General features: G+C 34.5%; 18 protein-coding genes. 7 read left to right on the top strand and 11 right to left on the bottom strand.

The window, feature by feature from the left end:
- The 10 genes from ACE83Q_RS06105 to dnaA all read right to left on the bottom strand — a co-directional run bounded on the left by ACE83Q_RS06105 (position 1) and on the right by dnaA (position 12,304).
- Positions 1–2,013, bottom strand: coding sequence for a DHH family phosphoesterase (locus tag ACE83Q_RS06105; protein WP_409021852.1), 2,013 nt, complete (start codon positions 2,011–2,013; stop codon positions 1–3).
- Between the two features lie 124 nt (positions 2,014–2,137).
- Positions 2,138–2,392: a 30S ribosomal protein S18 gene (rpsR, locus tag ACE83Q_RS06100; protein ID WP_057974148.1), complete on the bottom strand. Its 255-nt coding sequence runs from the start codon at positions 2,390–2,392 to the stop codon at positions 2,138–2,140.
- A gap of 18 nt (positions 2,393–2,410) precedes the next feature.
- On the bottom strand, positions 2,411–2,938 hold the full coding sequence (gene ssb / locus ACE83Q_RS06095) for a single-stranded DNA-binding protein (RefSeq protein WP_409021851.1): 528 nt from the start codon (positions 2,936–2,938) through the stop codon (positions 2,411–2,413).
- 37 nt (positions 2,939–2,975) lie between these two features.
- Positions 2,976–3,269: a 30S ribosomal protein S6 gene (gene rpsF, locus ACE83Q_RS06090; protein WP_409021850.1), complete on the bottom strand. Its 294-nt coding sequence runs from the start codon at positions 3,267–3,269 to the stop codon at positions 2,976–2,978.
- A 197-nt stretch (positions 3,270–3,466) separates the two neighbouring features.
- Positions 3,467–5,917, bottom strand: coding sequence for a DNA gyrase subunit A (gene gyrA, locus ACE83Q_RS06085; protein ID WP_409022827.1), 2,451 nt, complete (start codon positions 5,915–5,917; stop codon positions 3,467–3,469).
- Positions 5,918–6,003: 86 nt separating this feature from the next.
- Positions 6,004–7,941 carry a DNA topoisomerase (ATP-hydrolyzing) subunit B gene (gyrB, locus tag ACE83Q_RS06080; protein WP_409022826.1) on the bottom strand — a complete coding sequence of 646 codons (1,938 nt, stop codon included), beginning with the start codon at positions 7,939–7,941 and terminating at the stop codon, positions 6,004–6,006.
- Between the two features lie 19 nt (positions 7,942–7,960).
- On the bottom strand, positions 7,961–9,094 hold the full coding sequence (recF, locus tag ACE83Q_RS06075; RefSeq protein WP_409021849.1) for a DNA replication/repair protein RecF: 1,134 nt from the start codon (positions 9,092–9,094) through the stop codon (positions 7,961–7,963).
- Between the two features lie 8 nt (positions 9,095–9,102).
- Positions 9,103–9,330 (bottom strand): S4 domain-containing protein YaaA, encoded by a 228-nt coding sequence (gene yaaA / locus ACE83Q_RS06070; RefSeq protein ID WP_057974154.1) that lies wholly within the window; start codon positions 9,328–9,330, stop codon positions 9,103–9,105.
- 311 nt (positions 9,331–9,641) lie between these two features.
- Complete coding sequence (dnaN, locus tag ACE83Q_RS06065) at positions 9,642–10,781, bottom strand: DNA polymerase III subunit beta (protein ID WP_409021848.1); 1,140 nt, start codon at positions 10,779–10,781, stop codon at positions 9,642–9,644.
- Positions 10,782–10,951: 170 nt separating this feature from the next.
- Entirely contained in the window at positions 10,952–12,304 is a 1,353-nt protein-coding gene (dnaA, locus tag ACE83Q_RS06060; protein ID WP_409021847.1) for a chromosomal replication initiator protein DnaA, read from the bottom strand.
- A gap of 510 nt (positions 12,305–12,814) precedes the next feature.
- Between dnaA and rpmH the strand changes: the two genes are divergently transcribed.
- From rpmH to ACE83Q_RS06040, 4 genes are all read left to right on the top strand, one after another.
- The gene (rpmH, locus tag ACE83Q_RS06055; protein ID WP_057974157.1) at positions 12,815–12,949 is read left to right on the top strand and encodes a 50S ribosomal protein L34; all 135 of its coding nucleotides are present in this window, start codon (positions 12,815–12,817) and stop codon (positions 12,947–12,949) included.
- A 64-nt stretch (positions 12,950–13,013) separates the two neighbouring features.
- Positions 13,014–13,352 carry a ribonuclease P protein component gene (gene rnpA, locus ACE83Q_RS06050; protein WP_409021846.1) on the top strand — a complete coding sequence of 113 codons (339 nt, stop codon included), beginning with the start codon at positions 13,014–13,016 and terminating at the stop codon, positions 13,350–13,352.
- A 61-nt stretch (positions 13,353–13,413) separates the two neighbouring features.
- Positions 13,414–14,214, top strand: a complete 801-nt coding sequence (gene yidC / locus ACE83Q_RS06045) for a membrane protein insertase YidC (protein WP_409021845.1) — start codon at positions 13,414–13,416, stop codon at positions 14,212–14,214.
- An 86-nt stretch (positions 14,215–14,300) separates the two neighbouring features.
- Positions 14,301–14,498, top strand: coding sequence for a PspC domain-containing protein (locus tag ACE83Q_RS06040; RefSeq protein WP_409021843.1), 198 nt, complete (start codon positions 14,301–14,303; stop codon positions 14,496–14,498).
- Between the two features lie 58 nt (positions 14,499–14,556).
- Here the strand turns inward: ACE83Q_RS06040 and ACE83Q_RS06035 are convergent, their stop codons facing one another.
- Entirely contained in the window at positions 14,557–15,411 is an 855-nt protein-coding gene (locus tag ACE83Q_RS06035; protein WP_409021842.1) for an aldo/keto reductase, read from the bottom strand.
- 168 nt (positions 15,412–15,579) lie between these two features.
- On the opposite strand from ACE83Q_RS06035, the gene jag reads away from it, so the two are divergent.
- The 3 genes from jag to mnmE all read left to right on the top strand — a co-directional run bounded on the left by jag (position 15,580) and on the right by mnmE (position 18,379).
- Positions 15,580–16,305, top strand: a complete 726-nt coding sequence (gene jag, locus ACE83Q_RS06030; protein WP_409021841.1) for an RNA-binding cell elongation regulator Jag/EloR — start codon at positions 15,580–15,582, stop codon at positions 16,303–16,305.
- A 26-nt stretch (positions 16,306–16,331) separates the two neighbouring features.
- Positions 16,332–16,784, top strand: coding sequence for a MarR family winged helix-turn-helix transcriptional regulator (locus tag ACE83Q_RS06025; protein ID WP_409021840.1), 453 nt, complete (start codon positions 16,332–16,334; stop codon positions 16,782–16,784).
- A 206-nt stretch (positions 16,785–16,990) separates the two neighbouring features.
- Positions 16,991–18,379, top strand: coding sequence for a tRNA uridine-5-carboxymethylaminomethyl(34) synthesis GTPase MnmE (gene mnmE / locus ACE83Q_RS06020; RefSeq protein ID WP_409021839.1), 1,389 nt, complete (start codon positions 16,991–16,993; stop codon positions 18,377–18,379).
- The last annotated feature ends 3 nt before the right edge of the window (positions 18,380–18,382 follow it).

Here is an 18,382-nt window from a genome sequence, read left to right as displayed (position 1 = left end):
CTACTCCTTAATTTCATCTTTTTTTGTCGTTAAAATATTAACTAATTGTTCTGCAGCTTCACTTACACTCACACCAGTTAACTGAGTCGCAGCATTTGATAAGTGACCGCCGCCGCCCATTTGTTCCATAACAACTTGAACATTAGTCGTCCCTGTACTTCTAGCAGAAATACTAACACGATTTTCTGATCGTTTTGTTACAACAAATGACGCTGATACACTTGAAATAGATAATAATGAATCTGCTGCCTGTGCTGCTGTAACTGGGTCATAAATCGTATCATCTTCACCCACACATAATGCCAAATCAGTATTAATGAACTCTACTTTATCAATTAAATGATTACGCTTCAAGTAGCTATCAACATTTTCTTTCATAAAGTTTTGAACCATTGTTGAATCAGCCCCAACAGACCTTAAATAACTGGCTGCATCAAATGTTCGTGTACCCGTTCTTAATGAAAACGACTTCGTATCAATAATGATTCCCGTTAACATCGCAGTTGCTTCAATTTTATTAATTGGTTCACTATCTTTTGATTGATATTCAAACATTTCAGTAATCAGTTCACAGGTTGATGATGCATAAGGTTCAATATAAACTAACATTGGATTTTCAGGGAATTCTTCTCCACGACGATGATGATCAATAACCATCAGACGATTTTTAAGTTTTTCATATAATTCAGGACTACCAGAAATAGAAGGTTTAGAATGATCAACCATCACTAATAAACTCTGTTTTGTTGCCTTTTCTACTGCTTCTTCAGGTGTAATAATATTATATTTGATATCAGGATATTGATCTAACTCTTCCATCAATCGTTGTACATCTGAATGAATAGCAGTTTGATCTAAAACAATCCAACATTTCATATTATTCATCAAAGCGATTCGTCTAATGCCCAAACAAGCTCCTACAGAGTCCATATCTGGGCTCTGGTGTCCCATAACGAAGACTTGGTCCATTGGTTTCATTATTTCTTGTAACGCTTGAGAAATCATTCTAGCACGAACTCGAGTCCGTTTTTCCATCGGATTAGTTTTACCGCCATAAAATCTTGCTTGCTCTTCAGGTGATTTAACGACGACTTGATCTCCACCTCGACCTAAAGCAAGATCTAAATTACTTTGAGCTAATTTTGCAAGTGAATTTAAATCGCCATCGCCATAGGCAATTCCCATGCTCAATGTGAGCGGAAAGTTTTGTTTGGATGTTCGATCGCGAATTCGATCTAAAATTTTAAATTTTTCTTCTTCAATTTGTTGTAAAGAATGTGCATGAACTAAAATAAAAAATCGATCTGAATCCGTTCTTTTTAAATACATCCCATAACGACGCGCCCAATTGGATAACTCATTTGTAACAAAGTTACTCAAATTAGAAACATTCTTATCTGACATAGATTGCGTTACTTCATCATAATTATCTAAGAACACTTGACCAATAACAACGCGCTCTGCTTCAAATTCTTTTTCAATTGATGAATAACGCGTAATATCCATCAAATAAGCAACATGAATGTCATTTTGAATGATCATTTCAAAATCTTTTTCATGCCATGTTACTTTCACCAAACCTTTAGTCTCAGCGTTATCTGTAATAATCGTCGATAATGATTCATCGACGCTCTCTATTTTCTTACCTAAAATATCATTTTTTTCAAAATAAGGTTGTAAGTATGGATTAACCCACTCAATCTCATTTTTTTCGTTAAAAATCAAAATACCAATTGGCATTTTGATAAGCGCTTCTTGTTCACTACGTTTAATACGGTAAGATAATTCAGATATATATTCATTAGTATTTGCCGTAATTTGGGACATAATATACATACTTGCACTAGTGGCACCCAACGCAATAATTAACAATATAAGTCCTAAAAATAAATTAACTGTAAAAGACAGAACAACACTAAATAAAGACATGATTACGATAAAAATTGCAATCCATCTTAAGCGTTCATTCTTCAAAAAACTGGGAAGTTTCTCGTTTGAAAGGAACTTTTTCATAGTATCTCCTCATCTGTAAATCCTAGATGTTATCTATTTTATCACATTCCCCATTTACCTGCACAAATCTTGCTGATAGTACAAAAAAAAGGAAGACTATTTACATAGTCTTCCTTAAATATTACTATTCTTCTGAAACGAATGGTAATAAGCCCATAATACGTGAGCGTTTAATTGCAATTGTTAAGCTGCGTTGGTTTTTAGCGCTTGTTCCCGTAACACGACGAGGTAAAATCTTACCACGTTCTGAAATGAAACGTTTTAACAAGTCTGTATCTTTATAATCGATATAATCGATGTGGTTAGCTGCGATGAAGTCAACTTTACGTCGACGACGTGCGCCACCGCCACCACCTCTACGTTGTTGTTGTTGTGCCATGTGAGTTTCCTCCTCTAATTAGAATGGTAGGTCGTCATCAGAAATATCAATTTGTTGGCCATTATTTGCAAATGGATCAACTGTTGCTGAATCATTAGATTGCGTTGTGTTTGAATTATTATTCGAACTTGCGCCACCAAATGGGTTAGCATTGTTATTTGATGATGAACTTGATTGAGGAGCGCTGCTTTGATTATTAGCGTTACCTTGTTGTTGGCTTGATTGAGATTTTGATTCAAGCAACGAAAAGTTTTCGACGACAACTTCAGTAACATACACGCGAGTTCCTTGTTGATTATCATATGAACGCGTTTGAATTCGTCCATCGACACCAATCAAAGAACCTTTATGCGTAAAGTTAGCGAAGTTCTCGGCTGCTTTTCGCCAGATAACACAGTTAATAAAATCGGCTTCACGTTCGCCAGAAGCGTTCGTGAATTGTCGATTAACTGCAACTGTAAAAGTTGCAACTGCAGCACCACTAGCTGTGTAGCGTAAATCAGGGTCTCTTGTTAAACGTCCGACAAGTACTGTTCTATTAATCATAATGTATTGCTCCTCTCTGTTATTTTATTAAAATGAATTATTTTTCATCTCTGTTAATGATCATATGACGCAAGATTCCTTCATTAATCTTTGAAAGACGATCAAATTCGTTAATTGCGATATCGTCATCGGCTGTAGCATTAATGATATGGTAGATACCTTCATTATAACCGCTGATTTCGTATGCAAGACGACGTTTTGACCAGTCTTTTGAAGTAACGATTTCTGCACCATTACTTGTTAAAATACCATCGAAACGTTCGATCAAAGCTGCTTTAGCTGCTTCATCAAGATCGGTACGGATGATATAAGTAATTTCATATTTACTCATGACTGTTTACACCTCCTTATGGACTTTAGGTCCTTACCTCGTGGCAAGAACAAGGAAAGTTATCTATTTAATGCCATAGACACTTACGAACTAAAATTATATCACTGCCGTTCACTTAAAGCAAGAAAATCCTAATTAACTACACACTTATTAAGTACGCCGTTAATTAGGATTTTATTTTATTTTTTTAATTTAGTTTATTCTAAATCATTTGTTTCACTTTCAACGTCTGAGACAACTGCATCTAAAATAGTAGTTGTTTCTTCAGGAGTAGCTTCAACTTTTGCCATTGTCGCAACTTTAGCATTCTCATCAATTCGAATTAAATGAACTCCTAAAGTAGCACGACCCGTTTTTGACACGTTCTTCACATTAAAGCGAATCATAACACCTTGATCCGTAATTAACATGATATCTTCATCACCTTGAACGGTTGCTAACCCAGCAATTGGTCCATTCTTTTCAGAAATATTAGCTGTTTTAATTCCTTTTCCACCACGACCTTTAATTGCATAAGCCGAAGCAGGTGTTTGCTTACCATATCCCTTTTCAGAAATGATGAATACATGACTATCAGCAGCTAATAAATCAGCTCCTACAACATAATCATCTTCTCTTAAACGAATACCACGAACACCAGAAGCAGAACGACCCATTGAACGAACATCATTTTCAGCAAATGACACTGCATAACCTCGATGCGTTCCAATAATCATATTCTGAGTGCCATCTGTGATAGCAACGTTAATTAATTCATCTCCATCATGCAATTTAATCGCTTTTAAACCATTATTTCGTATGTTAGAAAATTCTGAAACTGGTGTCCTCTTAACTGTTCCGTTAAGCGTCGTAAAGAAAAGATAACGTTCATCATTTTCTTGCTTACTTACGTTAATAACAGCCTGGATTTTCTCACCAGAATTAACCCCTAAAAGATTAATGACAGGAATTCCTTTAGCTGTGCGTCCATATTCAGGAATTTCATACCCCTTCATACGGTACACTTTACCAGCATTCGTGAAGAATAGTAGGGTATCATGCGTTGATGTCGACACAAGATGTTCAATAAAGTCATCATCATGAACACCCATACCTTGAACGCCACGACCACCACGATTTTGTGCTTTAAATTCATCAGTTGCAAGACGTTTTACATAACCGTTATGCGTTAATGTAATCATAACTTCTTCTTCTTCAATCAAATCTTCATCTTCAAGATTCAATACTTCACCAATTAATAATTCAGTACGACGTTCATCACCAAATTTAGCTTGTAAGTCTAACAATTCTTGATAAATAATATCATGAATACGTGAGTCATGAGCTAAAATATCTTCAAAATCAGCGATTGATGCCATTAAATTCTGATATTCTTCTTCAATTTTTTCACGTTCTAAACCAGTTAAACGAACTAATCGCATATCTAAAATAGCTTGAGCTTGTTTATCTGATAAACCATAATTACCCATCAATTGATTTTTAGCAAGTTCACCCGTATTTGAGCTACGGATAATTCTAATAATTTCATCAATATGATCGAGTGCAATTCTTAAACCTTCAAGAATATGTGCGCGAGCACGTGCCTTTTTCAATTCAAATTGCGTACGACGACGGATAACTTTTTCTTGATGTTCAAGGTAATAAACTAGCATTTCCTTTAAACTTAGAACTTTTGGTATACCATTAACAATTGCTAGCATATTAAAACTGAAAGATGTTTGTAATAACGTTAATTTATAAAGGTTATTTAATACAACTGAGGCACTCATATCGCGACGAATATCGATTACAATTCGTAACCCTTCACGATCAGATTCATCATTAATATCAGTGATACCTTCAATTTTTTTATCACGAGCTAAATCAGCAATACGTTCAATTAAACGTGCTTTATTAACCATGTAAGGGAGTTCATCAACGATAATACGTTCTTTACCATTCTTTTGTTCTTCAATTTCAACTTTTGAACGGATTGTTATCGTTCCTTTACCTGTTTCGTAAGCTTTACGAATACCAGATTTACCTAAAACAGTAGCCCCAGTTGGAAAATCAGGACCAGGAATAGCCTCCATCAAATCAGCCACAGTTGCATCAGGATTATCCATCAAAATATGTAATCCAGAAATAACTTCTGACAAATTGTGTGGTGGAATATTCGTTGTCATACCAACGGCAATACCTGTTGCCCCATTAACTAATAAGTTAGGAAAACGCGCAGGTAAAACAACTGGTTCATGTTCACTACCATCGTAATTATCCATGAAATCAATTGTATCTTTATTGATATCACGCATCATTTCAACAGCTATTTTACTCATTCTAGCTTCAGTATAACGCATAGCAGCAGCACCATCACCATCGACAGAACCAAAGTTACCATGTCCATCAACTAGCATGTAGCGGTAACTAAAGTCTTGGGCCATACGAACCATCGCTTCATAAATCGATGAATCACCATGAGGATGGTACTTACCCATAACATCCCCAACAATTCTAGCTGATTTTTTGTATGGTTTATCAGGTGTAATTCCTAATTCACTCATCCCGTATAAAATACGACGATGGACAGGTTTCAACCCATCTCGAACATCAGGAAGTGCACGAGCAACAATAACACTCATAGCATAATCCAAGAACGATTTTTTCATTTCTCCGGAAAGATTAACATCTTTTATCCGGCTTGTAGCTGGTAATTCTTCTGCCAAAATGTTCAACCTCCTTTACGACTAAGTTTTTAAATATCTAAGTTTTCTACGTAAGTGGCATTTTTTTCAATAAATTCACGTCTAGGTTCTACACGATCACCCATTAACATATTAAAGACATCATTAGCTTCAATGGCATCATCGACGTTAACACGTAATAAACGACGAGCATCTGGATCCATAGTTGTTTCCCACAATTGAGAAGCATCCATTTCTCCAAGACCTTTATAACGTTGAATGACTGGTTTTGGTGTTGGTGCCAATTGTCCTTGAATTTCTTCTAATTCTTCTTCAGTATCGACATAACGAATCATCTTACCTTGTCTAATTTGATATAAAGGTGGTTGCGCAATATACACGAATCCTGCTTCAACAAGTGGACGCATGTAACGATAGAACAATGTTAATAATAACGTTCTAATATGGGCACCATCAACATCAGCATCGGTCATAATAATTAATTTATGATAATTAGCTTTTTCGACATTAAACTCGCCACCAAAACCTGTTCCCATAGCTGTAAATAATGAACGGATTTCTTCATTGGCTAAAATTTTATCTAAACTTGCTTTTTCAACATTCAAAATCTTACCACGAATCGGTAAAATAGCTTGTGTTAATCGTGAACGACCCTGTTTAGCTGAACCACCGGCTGAATCACCTTCGACGATAAATAATTCACTAATTGCAGGATCCTTGCTTGTATTATCAGCTAATTTACCAGGTAAGTTACTGATTTCAAGTCCACTTTTTTTACGTGTTACTTCACGAGCATGTTTAGCAGCAACTCGAGCTCTAGCGGCTAATAAGCCTTTTTCAACAATAATTTTAGCTTCTTTAGGGTTTTCCATTAAAAACTTAGTAAAATGTTCAGAGAAAGTACGATCAGTAACCGTACGCGCATCTGAATTACCTAATTTTGTTTTTGTTTGACCTTCAAATTGAGGATCTGGATGTTTAATACTGACAACAGCCGTCAATCCTTCACGGACATCCTCACCAGAAAGATTAGCATCGTTTTCTTTCATAAGATTATTTTTACGAGCATAATCATTTATAACCCGGGTTAAGGCTGTCTTAAACCCAGATTCATGAGTACCACCCTCATAAGTATGAATATTATTTGTGAAAGTTAATAAATTACTATGATAATCATCCGTATATTGGAGGGCAACTTCAACAATAATCCCTTTTTGTTCCCCTTCAACATAGATAGGTTCCGGGAAAATAACATCTTTATTTTTATTTAAATATTCAACATAATGCTTAATACCACCAGCATAATGGAATTCTTGTAATCCAGGTCCACCATCACGTTTATCATCAATCGTAATTTTAAGGCCTTTATTCAAGAATGCTAATTCACGAATTCGTGTTGTTAATACTTTAATATCATAGACAGTTGTTTCCGTAAAAATATCAGAATCCGGTACAAAATGAACAATTGTTGCATGTTCATTTTCAGGGGCTTCACCTACAACTGACATCTCTGTTTTGACTTTACCGCGAGCAAAGTCCATACCATAGACTTTACCTTCACGAATAACCCGAACATCTAGCTCAGTTGATAATGCATTAACAACTGAAGCACCAACTCCATGAAGTCCACCAGAAACTTTATAACCACCGCCGCCAAATTTACCACCAGCATGTAAAATCGTAAAAACGGTTTCAAGTGCTGGACGACCTGTTTTTGCTTGGATATCAACAGGAATACCACGTCCATTATCACGAACTGTTATACTGTTATCCTTTTCGACAACAACATTAATTTCATCAGCAAAACCAGCCAATGCTTCATCGATACCATTATCAATAATTTCCCAAACTAAGTGATGAAGTCCTTGTGAAGCCGTTGTTCCAATATACATACCGGGACGTTTTCTAACGGCTTCAAGTCCTTCTAAAACTTGAATTTGGCTCGCATCATATTCTTTTGCTTTTTCTTCATGTAATTCTTCTGCTATTTCAGCTTGTTTCTCTTGATCAGTCAACTATATGTTCCTCCTCTTCGAGTAAGTTACCTTGATTAATATGAAAAATCTTAGGTTCATTAATTAACGATCTAGCAATACCACTTAAATTTGGTGTTGTTAAAAATGTTTGAACCTTATTTTGAATCGTCTTCAAAAGATGTGTTTGACGCATATCATCCAATTCAGAAAGAACATCATCCAAAAGAAGGACTGGATATTCACCAGTCTCCTCTTTCATTAACTCAATTTCGGCTAATTTGACTGATAATGCTGTTGTTCTTTGTTGTCCTTGAGATCCATAAGTTTGAACGTTTTTGCCGTTAATTAAAAAACGCACATCATCACGATGTGGTCCAGCTAAGGTTGTCCCTTGAAATATTTCTTTTTTTATTGATTTTTTTAAATCATTTTGTAATTGTGTATATAACTGTTCAATCGTTTTTTCTGAGGCATTTTCCAAATGAGTAGCATACTCAAATGTTAACGTTTCAGCAGACTGTGTAATCTCTTCTTGTAATTGATTAGCCCAGAATTCAAGTTGTTTAAGAAATATTAACCGTTGATGTACAATTTCTGCGCCAAAAGCAGCTAATTGATCAGATAATACATCTAAAAAAACTAAATCTTGGTCTTTTTTATGCTGTAACTGTTTTAAATATTGATTACGTTGTTTCAAAATAGTTCGGTATTGACCTAAATTATATAAATAACGTGCATTAATTTGGCCAAATTCCATATCAACAAATCTTCTTCTTACTGATGGAGCTCCTTTTACAAGGGCTAAATCCTCTGGTGCAAACAAAATCACATTGAACTGTCCAATGTACTGTGACAATTTGGCCTGTTCAAGATGATTAACTTTAGCTTTTTTACCTTTAGAATTAATTTGAATCTCGAGTGGCAATGACCCGACTTGTTTATTCACTCGACCTTGGATTATTGCAGCTGTCTTATCCCACTTAATCAACTCTTTATCATTATTCGTTCGATGACTCCGAGTCATTGACAACACATAAATTGCTTCCAATAAATTCGTTTTACCCTGAGCATTTTCACCAAGTAATATATTGATTGCTGGTGAAAATGAGATATTTAAATCTTCATAGTTGCGATAATCCCTCAAGGTTAAATTTTCTAGATACATTGATAAGCCTACTTTTCGTCCATTGAATGCATCGTTATAATTGCGATACCTGGAACTTCAATAACATCACCAGGGTATAATTTACGTCCACGTCGGTCTTCTAATTCACCATTTACAAGGACTTCATTTTCGCGTAAAAACCATTTTGCTTCGCCACCAGAATTAATAATTGTTTCTGATTTCAAAACTTGTTGTAACATCATGTAAGGTGTTTCTAAATAAATATCTGATTTCAATCGTCGTCAACCTCCATTTTCTTCCTTTTCTATTATACCTTTTTTTTCGCTAAATTACAATTTCACATCTCATTTTAAGCCGATTTAAGCGATTTAAGTTTTAATTAGTCTTTTTACTCTAAAATTACTTAAAAGGCTATATTTTTAATTAAATGACTACAATTAACTATTGCCTTGTTTTTTTAGTCAAAACCAAACTGTAAAGTTCATTTCTTAATTTTAATTAAATTTATCTAAAAAAATAGAGTAAAAGCAGTTTTAGTGGCTGCTTTTACTCTATTTTTATTAGTTATTCATACACTAACAGTTAATTAGAATGTTCGAACTGGTGTAATTAATTGAATAAATTGTGTTGTATCTTCAGTTGGTACTAGGGTAAATGGTCGTAATGGTTGTGTAAACGCAACTTTAATTTCAGTTTGTCCAAAAGATCTTAAAGCATCTTTCATATAGTCTGGATTAAACGAAATTTCAAGATCATTCCCTGATAAATTACTAAATTCTAGAGCTTCTTCAACATTACCAACATCAGGCGAGTTACTATAAATGACAACTTTTTGTTCTGCGGTATTAATCGCTAGTTTAACAACGTTATTACGGCTTTCATGTGATAGTAATGACGCACGTTCAATTGCTGATAATAATTTAGGCGCATTAAACTCAATGTCTGTAGCTGATTCTTTAGGAATTAAACGACTTGTATCAGGATAATTTCCTTCTAATAAACGTGAATAAAATGAGGTATTTCCAAGAATAAAGAGTACTTGGTTTTCTGAAATACGCATTTCAATATCAGGATTAGAATCGTCAATCATTCGTGATAATTCTACTAAAGATTTACCAGGAATAATAACATCATATTTTGCGTCGTTTGCGCCTTCCAATGTAATTTTACGTTGGCTCAAACGATGACTATCTGTTGCGACTGCTAAAAACTCGCCATTTTCAATGACAAAATGAACACCTGTTAAAATAGGGCGACTTTCTTGATTAGAAACGGCAATAACAGTTTGACTAATAATTTGTTTTAAGATTGATCCTGAAAAAATTAAATTATCATCAGTATCAATTTCTGGTAAATGCGGATAGTTATTTGCATCTAACCCATTAATATTGAATGAAGCTGATCCAGAAGTAATTTCAGTTTGATAACCATCAGTTACTGTTAATGAAAAAGTATCTTGTGGCAATTTTTTAACAATCTCACTAAAGAAACGTGCAGGTAGCACAATTTCACCAGTTGATTCAATTGTTAAGTTATTAGATTCATCTTCAACAGATAAAAAAGTTTCAATAGAAACATCTGCATCACTACCTGTTAAAAGTAAACCAGAAGCAGTTAAGACAACTTTGATACCCGTTAATATAGGAATTGTTGTTTTTGAAGAAATAGCTCTTTGAACATCTGTTAATTGTTTAATGAACGCTGATCGATTAATTGTAAATTCCATAGTAAATCCTCCGGTAAGTTTAGTTATTAATTAAGTAATAAAAGAATAGAAGCAGTAGTAGGGCCTGTTAATCATGTTAAGAAATACGTTGAGACCATGTAAATAAAAGAATTCACATGTGGATAACCTGTGAGTAAACAAGCTACCTTATCCACAATTGTCCACAACTATTATTGATTAAGTTCACTCTTAAGATCTGAAATTTGACGCTGAAGTTTGTCATCAGTTTCTAACATCACAGCAATTTTTTCGTGAGCATGAATAACCGTTGTATGATCCTTACCACCAAATTCAGATCCAATCTTTGGTAAAGAATTGTCGGTAAGTTCGCGACTTAAGTACATAGCAATTTGACGTGGCATAACAATTGCTTTAACACGTTTTTTACCTTTTAAATCGCCCACAGTAACATGGAAATATTTAGCAACCCGATCTTGAACAATAGCAATTGAAATTTCATTTGATTTATCTTTTAAACTTAAGTTTTTTAAGGCATCGGCGGCTAAACTCGTTGTTATTTCTGAGTTTGATAAGGTCGCGTATGCTTGTACTCTAACTAAAGCTCCTTCAAGTTCACGAATATTCGAATCGATTTGGCCAGCAATATAACTTAATGTATCATCTGGTATTTCAAGATTTTCAGCATCGGATTTATTTCTTAAAATAGCAATTCTAGTTTCTAAATCAGGAGGGGTTATATCAACTGAAAGACCCCATTTAAAGCGAGATATAAGACGTTTTTGTAATTTTGGTATTTCGTTTGGTAAACGATCAGATGATAAAACGATTTGTTTTTTATCATCATATAAAGAGTTAAATGTATGGAAAAATTCTTCTTGCGTTGATTCTTTATCGGCAAAAAATTGAATATCATCCACCAGTAAGAGGTCAACACTACGATATTCTTTTCGGAAATCTTCGGGCGTATTATTTCGAAGTGAGTTAATGAAGCCATTAGTAAATGCTTCACTTGTAACGTATTTTACTTTTGCATCAGGATTGTTTTGAAGCATTTGGTGACCAATTGCGTGCATTAAATGGGTTTTACCCAAACCAACGCCACCATAGAAAAAGAGCGGGTTGTATAAGCGCCCAGGTTCTTCAGAAACAACCAAAGCAGCAGCATGGGCCATCTGATTACCTTTTCCAGTAACGAACGTACTAAAGGTATATCTATCGTTTAATTTGGCATCACGCATAAAGGTAGGGACATTATCGTTATTAGAGTTTGAACTATTTGATAATGCCATAGTTGATTGGCCGCCCGCGGTTAATTCACCCTTTATTTTTAAAACGGGATTGATTTCTTCACCAGTTGATTCGTAAAGAAACGCAACAACTTTTGGTGCTAAATGTTGTATCCAGTAAGTTTTATGTAGCTGGGAGGGTAGCTCAATAATAAGGTCGTTATTAATAAATTGTTTTGGTTCAGCTGATGAAATCCAAGTTTCGTAACTAACAGGGTTGAGTTGCGTTTTGAAATAATCGGTCAGTGAGGTCCATAAATTTTCGAGAGTAAGCACAAAAAGCCTCCTTGTTTAAATAAATCGTAACTACAGTTTAGCATTTTAAAGAAGAGTTTTCCACAGGTTTAAAAAATTGTGTAAAAAATAATAACAGGGGCATTAATAAGTTTTCCACAGGGGTGGGCATAAAAAGATTGCACAGCCCTGTTTGTCATGTTATCCACAAATCAGTGATTGAAATAAAGCATGTTGTTAAAAGGTTTTCATTAGTTATTAACAGTTTTTAGTTAAGGGTGTGTATAACTTATTAACAGGCTGTTTATTGTGAAAAAGTGTGTGTTCCGAGTTGTGGACGACAAGATGTGTTTCACAACTCATCCACAACTAAAAAATAAATAGTGAAAAAGTGTGGATAACTAAATTACATTGAATTCTAATAATTTTCTTTCATAGAAGAAAGAAGTATGGTATTATATTCCGGTAAGTGAAATTGACGTCACTGGTATCTTATTTTTATCAAGATACCGATTAGTTGAAACATTAAGTATTTAAGGAGGTGCCTAAATTATGAAAAGAACATACCAACCTAAAAAACGTCACCGTGAACGCGTGCATGGTTTCCGTAAACGCATGAGTACAAAAGGCGGCCGTAACGTCTTAGCACGTAGACGCCGTAAAGGTAGAAAAGTATTGTCTGCATAGACCACTGATTTCAGTGGTTTTTTTTATTACAAAGATACAGTATCTATTTAACTGGAGATATTACATGAGAAAATCATATCGCGTTAAAAAAGAAGCAGAGTTCCAAACCGTTTTTAAAAAAGGTCAATCTTGTGCGAACCGAAAGTATGTTATATATATGATGGAAAAACCAGAACAAGCTCATTTTAGAGTCGGAATTTCAGTTGGAAAACGTATTGGGAATGCTGTTGCTCGTAATTGGGTTAAACGTCGTATTCGTCAATCATTGTTAGAATTGAAACCAGATCTTAAACAAGATTGTGATTTTTTGGTTATTGCTAGACCATCTGTTGCTTGGTTGTCACAAGAGGAATCAAAGAAACAATTAACACATGTTTTAAAAATAGCTAAAATTTTAGACTAATAAAGTGAGCGAGGGTATTCTTGTGAAAAAGAAGAGTAAGCGATTTTTAGTCCTATTAAGTATGTTGGGGTTAATGTTAGTCCTAGCGGGATGTAGTACAACACCAATAACGGAAAATAGTACAGGAATTTGGGATGGCGGTATCATTCTTAGTTTCTCTAAGGCTATTATTTTCCTTTCAAAATTATTTGGTGGAAACTATGGTGTTGGTATTATCATCTTTACCATAATCATTAGAGTTATTTTATTACCATTAATGATTTATCAAACAAAAAGTATGCGTAAAACAGCTGAAGTACAACCTCAATTGAAGGCACTTCAAGCTAAGCACTCTGGTAAAGATGCTGCAACTGTTCAAAAATTACGTGAAGAACAACAGAAATTATATGCAGAAGCAGGCATTAATCCTGTTGCTGGATGTTTACCACTATTAGTACAGATGCCGATTTTATTAGCTCTTTATCAAGCTATTTTGAGAACAAACGTTTTGAAGACGGGTGAATTTTTATGGTTACAGCTTGGTGATAAAGATCCGTATTTCATCTTACCAATTTTTGCTGCAATCTTAACTTATTTTGTTTCTAAGTTGGGTGTTATGTCCCAACCTGAAGCTAACTCAATGTCAACGATGATGGTTTATGGTACACCAATAATGATTCTTGTGACAGCTGTTAACTTACCATCAGCCTTGTCATTATATTGGGTTATTACCAATGCATTCTCAGTTGGACAAACATTGTTAATTAATAATCCGTTTAAAATTACACGTGAACGTGAAGAAAAAGTACGTCTTGAAAAAGAAAAAGTACAGGCTATTAAAAAAGCGAAAAAGAAAGCTTATAAAGGCCGTAACAAAAAGTAATTTTTGAAAACCAAAGTCCATTTAGTGGCTTTGGTTTTTTATTTTGGATATAATTATATAAAAGGTTAACAAGAGGAGGATTAAAATTGAGAAAATTAACAAAATCTAATAATAGAATTATCGCTGGTGTTGTCGGTGGTATTGCTGAATTTTTTAACTGGGACCCAACACTGACAAGAATAGGGTACGTTCTTTTAAGTGTCCTGAGTGCGGCATTCCCTGGTATTATTGTCTACATCATATGTGCAATAGTCATGCCTAATGCATCTTCAAACTATAGATAACTAAAAATGCGTAGCCAGAATATATCTGGCTACGCATTTTTGTTTCACGTGAAACATTTTAGAAAGTTGCTGTATCTGGATCTTGAGCATAACCAACAACGCCATCTAGAGAGTTGATTTCTGCCATGTCTTCATCAGATAATTCAAAATCAAATAAATGAGTATTTTCTTCAATTCTATCAGCATGAACAGATTTTGGAAGTGGTAAGAATCCATTTTGTAATGACCAACGTAAGGTAACTTGTGCAACACTACGACCAATACGATTGGCAATTTTAACCATTGTTGGCTCCGCAAAGATAGCACCAGTTCCTAATGGGCTATAAGCTTCTAATTGAATATTATGTTCGTGACAATAATCAATTGTCTCTTTGGGAGTATCGCCAGGAGCTAATCTAATTTGGTTAATCATTGGTGTAATTGTTTGTGTTTCTTCCAAAATTTTAAAATGACGAGGACGGAAGTTAGAAACACCAATGGCTTTAATTTTACCTTCGTTATAAAGATCTTCGAATGCACGCCATGTTTCTTGAAGATGACTTTCCCAATTATCTTCACGATAAGCAGCAGGATTTGGCCAGTGAATCAAAAATAAATCAAGGTAATCAACACCTAAATCTTTTAATGTTTGTGCAAATGCTGTTTGTGTTTCATCGTACGTATGATCTGTATTAGCTAATTTACTTGTTAAAAAGATATCTTCACGAGCAACACCGCTTTCGGCAATACCTTCTCCAACACTACTTTCATTGTGGTACATTTCAGCAGTATCTAAATGTCTGTAACCAGAAGCTAATGCTGATTTTACTGATGCTTTAGCAACATCGCCGCTTGGTGTTTGCCAAGTACCAAAACCAACAACTGGAATTTTGACACCATTTGCTAATTCATATGTGTCTGTTAATTTATTCATAGAATTAATCCTCCAAGTTTTTATATTTAGCATTTTCATTATAGGCTGAGTCCTATAGATTTTGTCAAATGAAAGAACTTTTCAAAAAAATCGTTCTGAAAAAGGGTATAGATAAGGGGCCAATTAGTGCTATAATATAACGATGATAATTATATTTGGAGGATGAACATGCCCATATTTACTGGAAAAAATGTTGATCAAGCTGTGAGTAACGGTTTGGCTGCATTAAAGCTTGAAAAAACACAGATTGAAATTAAAATAATCAATGAAGGTAAGTCTGGATTTTTATTTTTTGGCCGCCAAAAGGCGGAAGTTGAATTAATTGAAAAAAAAATAACAGAAAAACCGGTAAGCAAGAAAATTATTGATGAAAAAAAAGATAGTGTTATATCAAAACCTCTAACGGCAGCAGAAAAATCAGCTAGAAGTCAACTTAATGAAAAAGCAGTTCATGATGTTGGTTATTATTTGGCCGACATTACAGAATTAATGGGTATTGATACAGAAATTAACGTCCAATTTGAACGCCGTCAGGTAACATACGATTTTAATACGAGTAAACAAGGATTATTAATTGGTAAGCATGGTAAGAGTTTAAATGCTTTGCAGTATTTAGCACAAGTTAATATGAACCAAAAAGCAGTTAGCAGAATGAATGTTATTTTAGATGTTGGTGGCTATCGTAAACGCCGCGAAGAAACGATTGAGCGACTTGCAATTAAAGTGTCCAAAGATGTTATTAGAACGGGTGAGACAGTACAATTAGACCCGATGCCTGCTAATGAACGTAAACAAATTCATTTTTATTTAGCACGAAATAACCGAATCAAAACAACATCGATAGGAACAGAACCTAAGCGCTCAGTAATTGTAGCGCCTAAAAATAAAAAATAGTCAGTAATAGAAGGGAGTCCCCACCTATGGCTTTAAAACATGATCCAGAAAAATTAGAAGATGAACTATGTTTTGCTATTTACACAGCACAAAAAGATTACAATAAATTTTATACCGAATCACTGAAGGAATTTAGTTTAACGTATCCGCAATATATCACGTTACTTTCATTGTGGGAAACGTCACCTGTTATGGTGAAAGAACTTGGTGCGAAGTTACATCTAGATAACGGAACATTGACACCACTTTTAAAACGTATGGAAAAGGATGACTGGATTCTTCGGACTAGAGATCCTGAAGATGAACGTCGTGTGAATGTCTCATTAACTGAGAAAGCTAAAAGAAGTAAAAATAGAATTATGAAACAGATGTCGAATTGTTTCACTTCATTTGATATGACTGAAGAAGAATATCTTGGTTATGTTAATGAATTAAAAGTGATTACTAATAAATTGGAAAATCGCGGTATTCGCGGTTAATGAATTAGAATTATCGAACAGACTTGTTGACAAATGTCGGTAAAAAAAGTATATTATTGGCATTGAACTTAATACTAGATAAAGTAGTGAAGGTGCTTTATCCACGTCCTTTTAGGGCGTGGAGTGGGCCCTTTTTTTGTTTGAAAAAATTTAAAGAATAAGATTACCTAACTGATGATAAGCACTTGAAGGGAGTATTTAAAGATATGCCAGAATTAACAGAATTTGATACAATTGCCGCTATATCAACGCCACCTGGTGAAGGAGCCATTTCAATTGTTCGATTAAGTGGTGAGGATGCTGTTCAAATTGCTAATAATGTATTTAAAGGAAAAAATTTAGGTAACGTTGATAGCCATACCATTAATTACGGACATATTTTAAATCCCAAAACGGATGAAGAAGTCGATGAGGTTATGGTCTCAGTTATGTTAGCGCCTAAAACATTTACACGCGAAGATGTGATTGAAATTAACTGTCATGGTGGTATTGTACCAACGAATCAAATTTTACAATTATTATTAAGTAATGGGGCACGCTTAGCTGAACCTGGCGAGTTTACAAAACGAGCATTTTTAAATGGTCGAATTGATTTATCTCAAGCTGAGGCGGTTATGGATTTAATTCGTGCTAAAACAGATCGTTCAATGAAAGTTGCACTGAATCAGTTAGATGGTAATTTAGCACGTTTAATTCGTAATTTACGTAAGGATATCGTAGATGTTTTGGCATTAGTTGAAGTTAATATTGATTATCCAGAATATGATGCTGGCGAAGAAATGACGACTAAATTATTGCTTGAAAAAGCACGTGATGTTAAGCAATATGTTCAAGAATTACTACAAACAGCGCAACAAGGTAAAGTATTACGTGAAGGATTAGCTACCGCCATAATCGGCCGTCCTAATGTTGGTAAATCGAGTCTTTTGAATCATTTATTACATGAAGATAAAGCTATTGTAACTGATGTTGCTGGAACAACGCGTGATGTGATTGAAGAATACGTTAACGTTATGGGTGTACCTTTGAAATTGGTAGATACTGCCGGTATTCGTGATACAGAAGATAAGGTTGAAAAAATTGGGGTTGAACGTTCGAAAGAAGCAATTGTTCAAGCTGATTTAGTCATGCTTGTTTTGAATAGCAATGAACCTTTGTCTGCTGAAGATAAGCAACTCATTAAATTAACGCAGAATGATAAACGAATTGTTATCTTGAATAAAACTGATTTACCAGAAAATCTAGATCGTAAAGAATTAGAAAGTATGGTTGATCCGACGGAGATTATTTCTATTTCTGTCTTAAAACATGAAGGTATGAAGCAACTTGAAGAAAAAATTGCTAACTTATTCTTTGGTGGAATTGAAAATAGCCAAACAACAGTTATGATTACTAATTCTCGTCATATTGGCTTGTTAAACCAAGCTGAGACTGCTTTAGATGATGTGATAACTGGGATTGCTTCCGGTATGCCAATCGATTTAGTGCAAATTGATATGACTAGAAGTTGGGAATTACTTGGTGAAATCACTGGTGATAGCTACAAAGATGAATTACTCACAGAATTATTTAGTCAATTCTGTTTAGGTAAATAATTG

It is taken from the genome of Dellaglioa kimchii (genome assembly GCF_046115505.1).
Taxonomy (GTDB): Bacteria; Bacillota; Bacilli; order Lactobacillales; family Lactobacillaceae; genus Dellaglioa; species Dellaglioa kimchii.
Note: the sequence above shows the minus strand (reverse complement) of the source record. Positions and strands in the feature narration are given on the sequence as shown.

Coding starts and splice junctions, on each gene's coding strand:
- rpsF (WP_409021850.1), bottom strand. CDS start 3,269: ATGAGTAAATATGAAATTACTTATATCATCCGTACCGATCTTGATGAA.
- ssb (WP_409021851.1), bottom strand. CDS start 2,938: ATGATTAATAGAACAGTACTTGTCGGACGTTTAACAAGAGACCCTGAT.
- dnaN (WP_409021848.1), bottom strand. CDS start 10,781: ATGGAATTTACAATTAATCGATCAGCGTTCATTAAACAATTAACAGAT.
- recF (WP_409021849.1), bottom strand. CDS start 9,094: ATGTATCTAGAAAATTTAACCTTGAGGGATTATCGCAACTATGAAGAT.
- yidC (WP_409021845.1), top strand. CDS start 13,414: ATGTTGGGGTTAATGTTAGTCCTAGCGGGATGTAGTACAACACCAATA.
- gyrA (WP_409022827.1), bottom strand. CDS start 5,917: ATGAAAAAATCGTTCTTGGATTATGCTATGAGTGTTATTGTTGCTCGT.
- ACE83Q_RS06035 (WP_409021842.1), bottom strand. CDS start 15,411: ATGAATAAATTAACAGACACATATGAATTAGCAAATGGTGTCAAAATT.
- rpmH (WP_057974157.1), top strand. CDS start 12,815: ATGAAAAGAACATACCAACCTAAAAAACGTCACCGTGAACGCGTGCAT.
- mnmE (WP_409021839.1), top strand. CDS start 16,991: ATGCCAGAATTAACAGAATTTGATACAATTGCCGCTATATCAACGCCA.
- rpsR (WP_057974148.1), bottom strand. CDS start 2,392: ATGGCACAACAACAACAACGTAGAGGTGGTGGCGGTGGCGCACGTCGT.
- ACE83Q_RS06025 (WP_409021840.1), top strand. CDS start 16,332: ATGGCTTTAAAACATGATCCAGAAAAATTAGAAGATGAACTATGTTTT.
- ACE83Q_RS06105 (WP_409021852.1), bottom strand. CDS start 2,013: ATGAAAAAGTTCCTTTCAAACGAGAAACTTCCCAGTTTTTTGAAGAAT.
- jag (WP_409021841.1), top strand. CDS start 15,580: ATGCCCATATTTACTGGAAAAAATGTTGATCAAGCTGTGAGTAACGGT.
- rnpA (WP_409021846.1), top strand. CDS start 13,014: ATGAGAAAATCATATCGCGTTAAAAAAGAAGCAGAGTTCCAAACCGTT.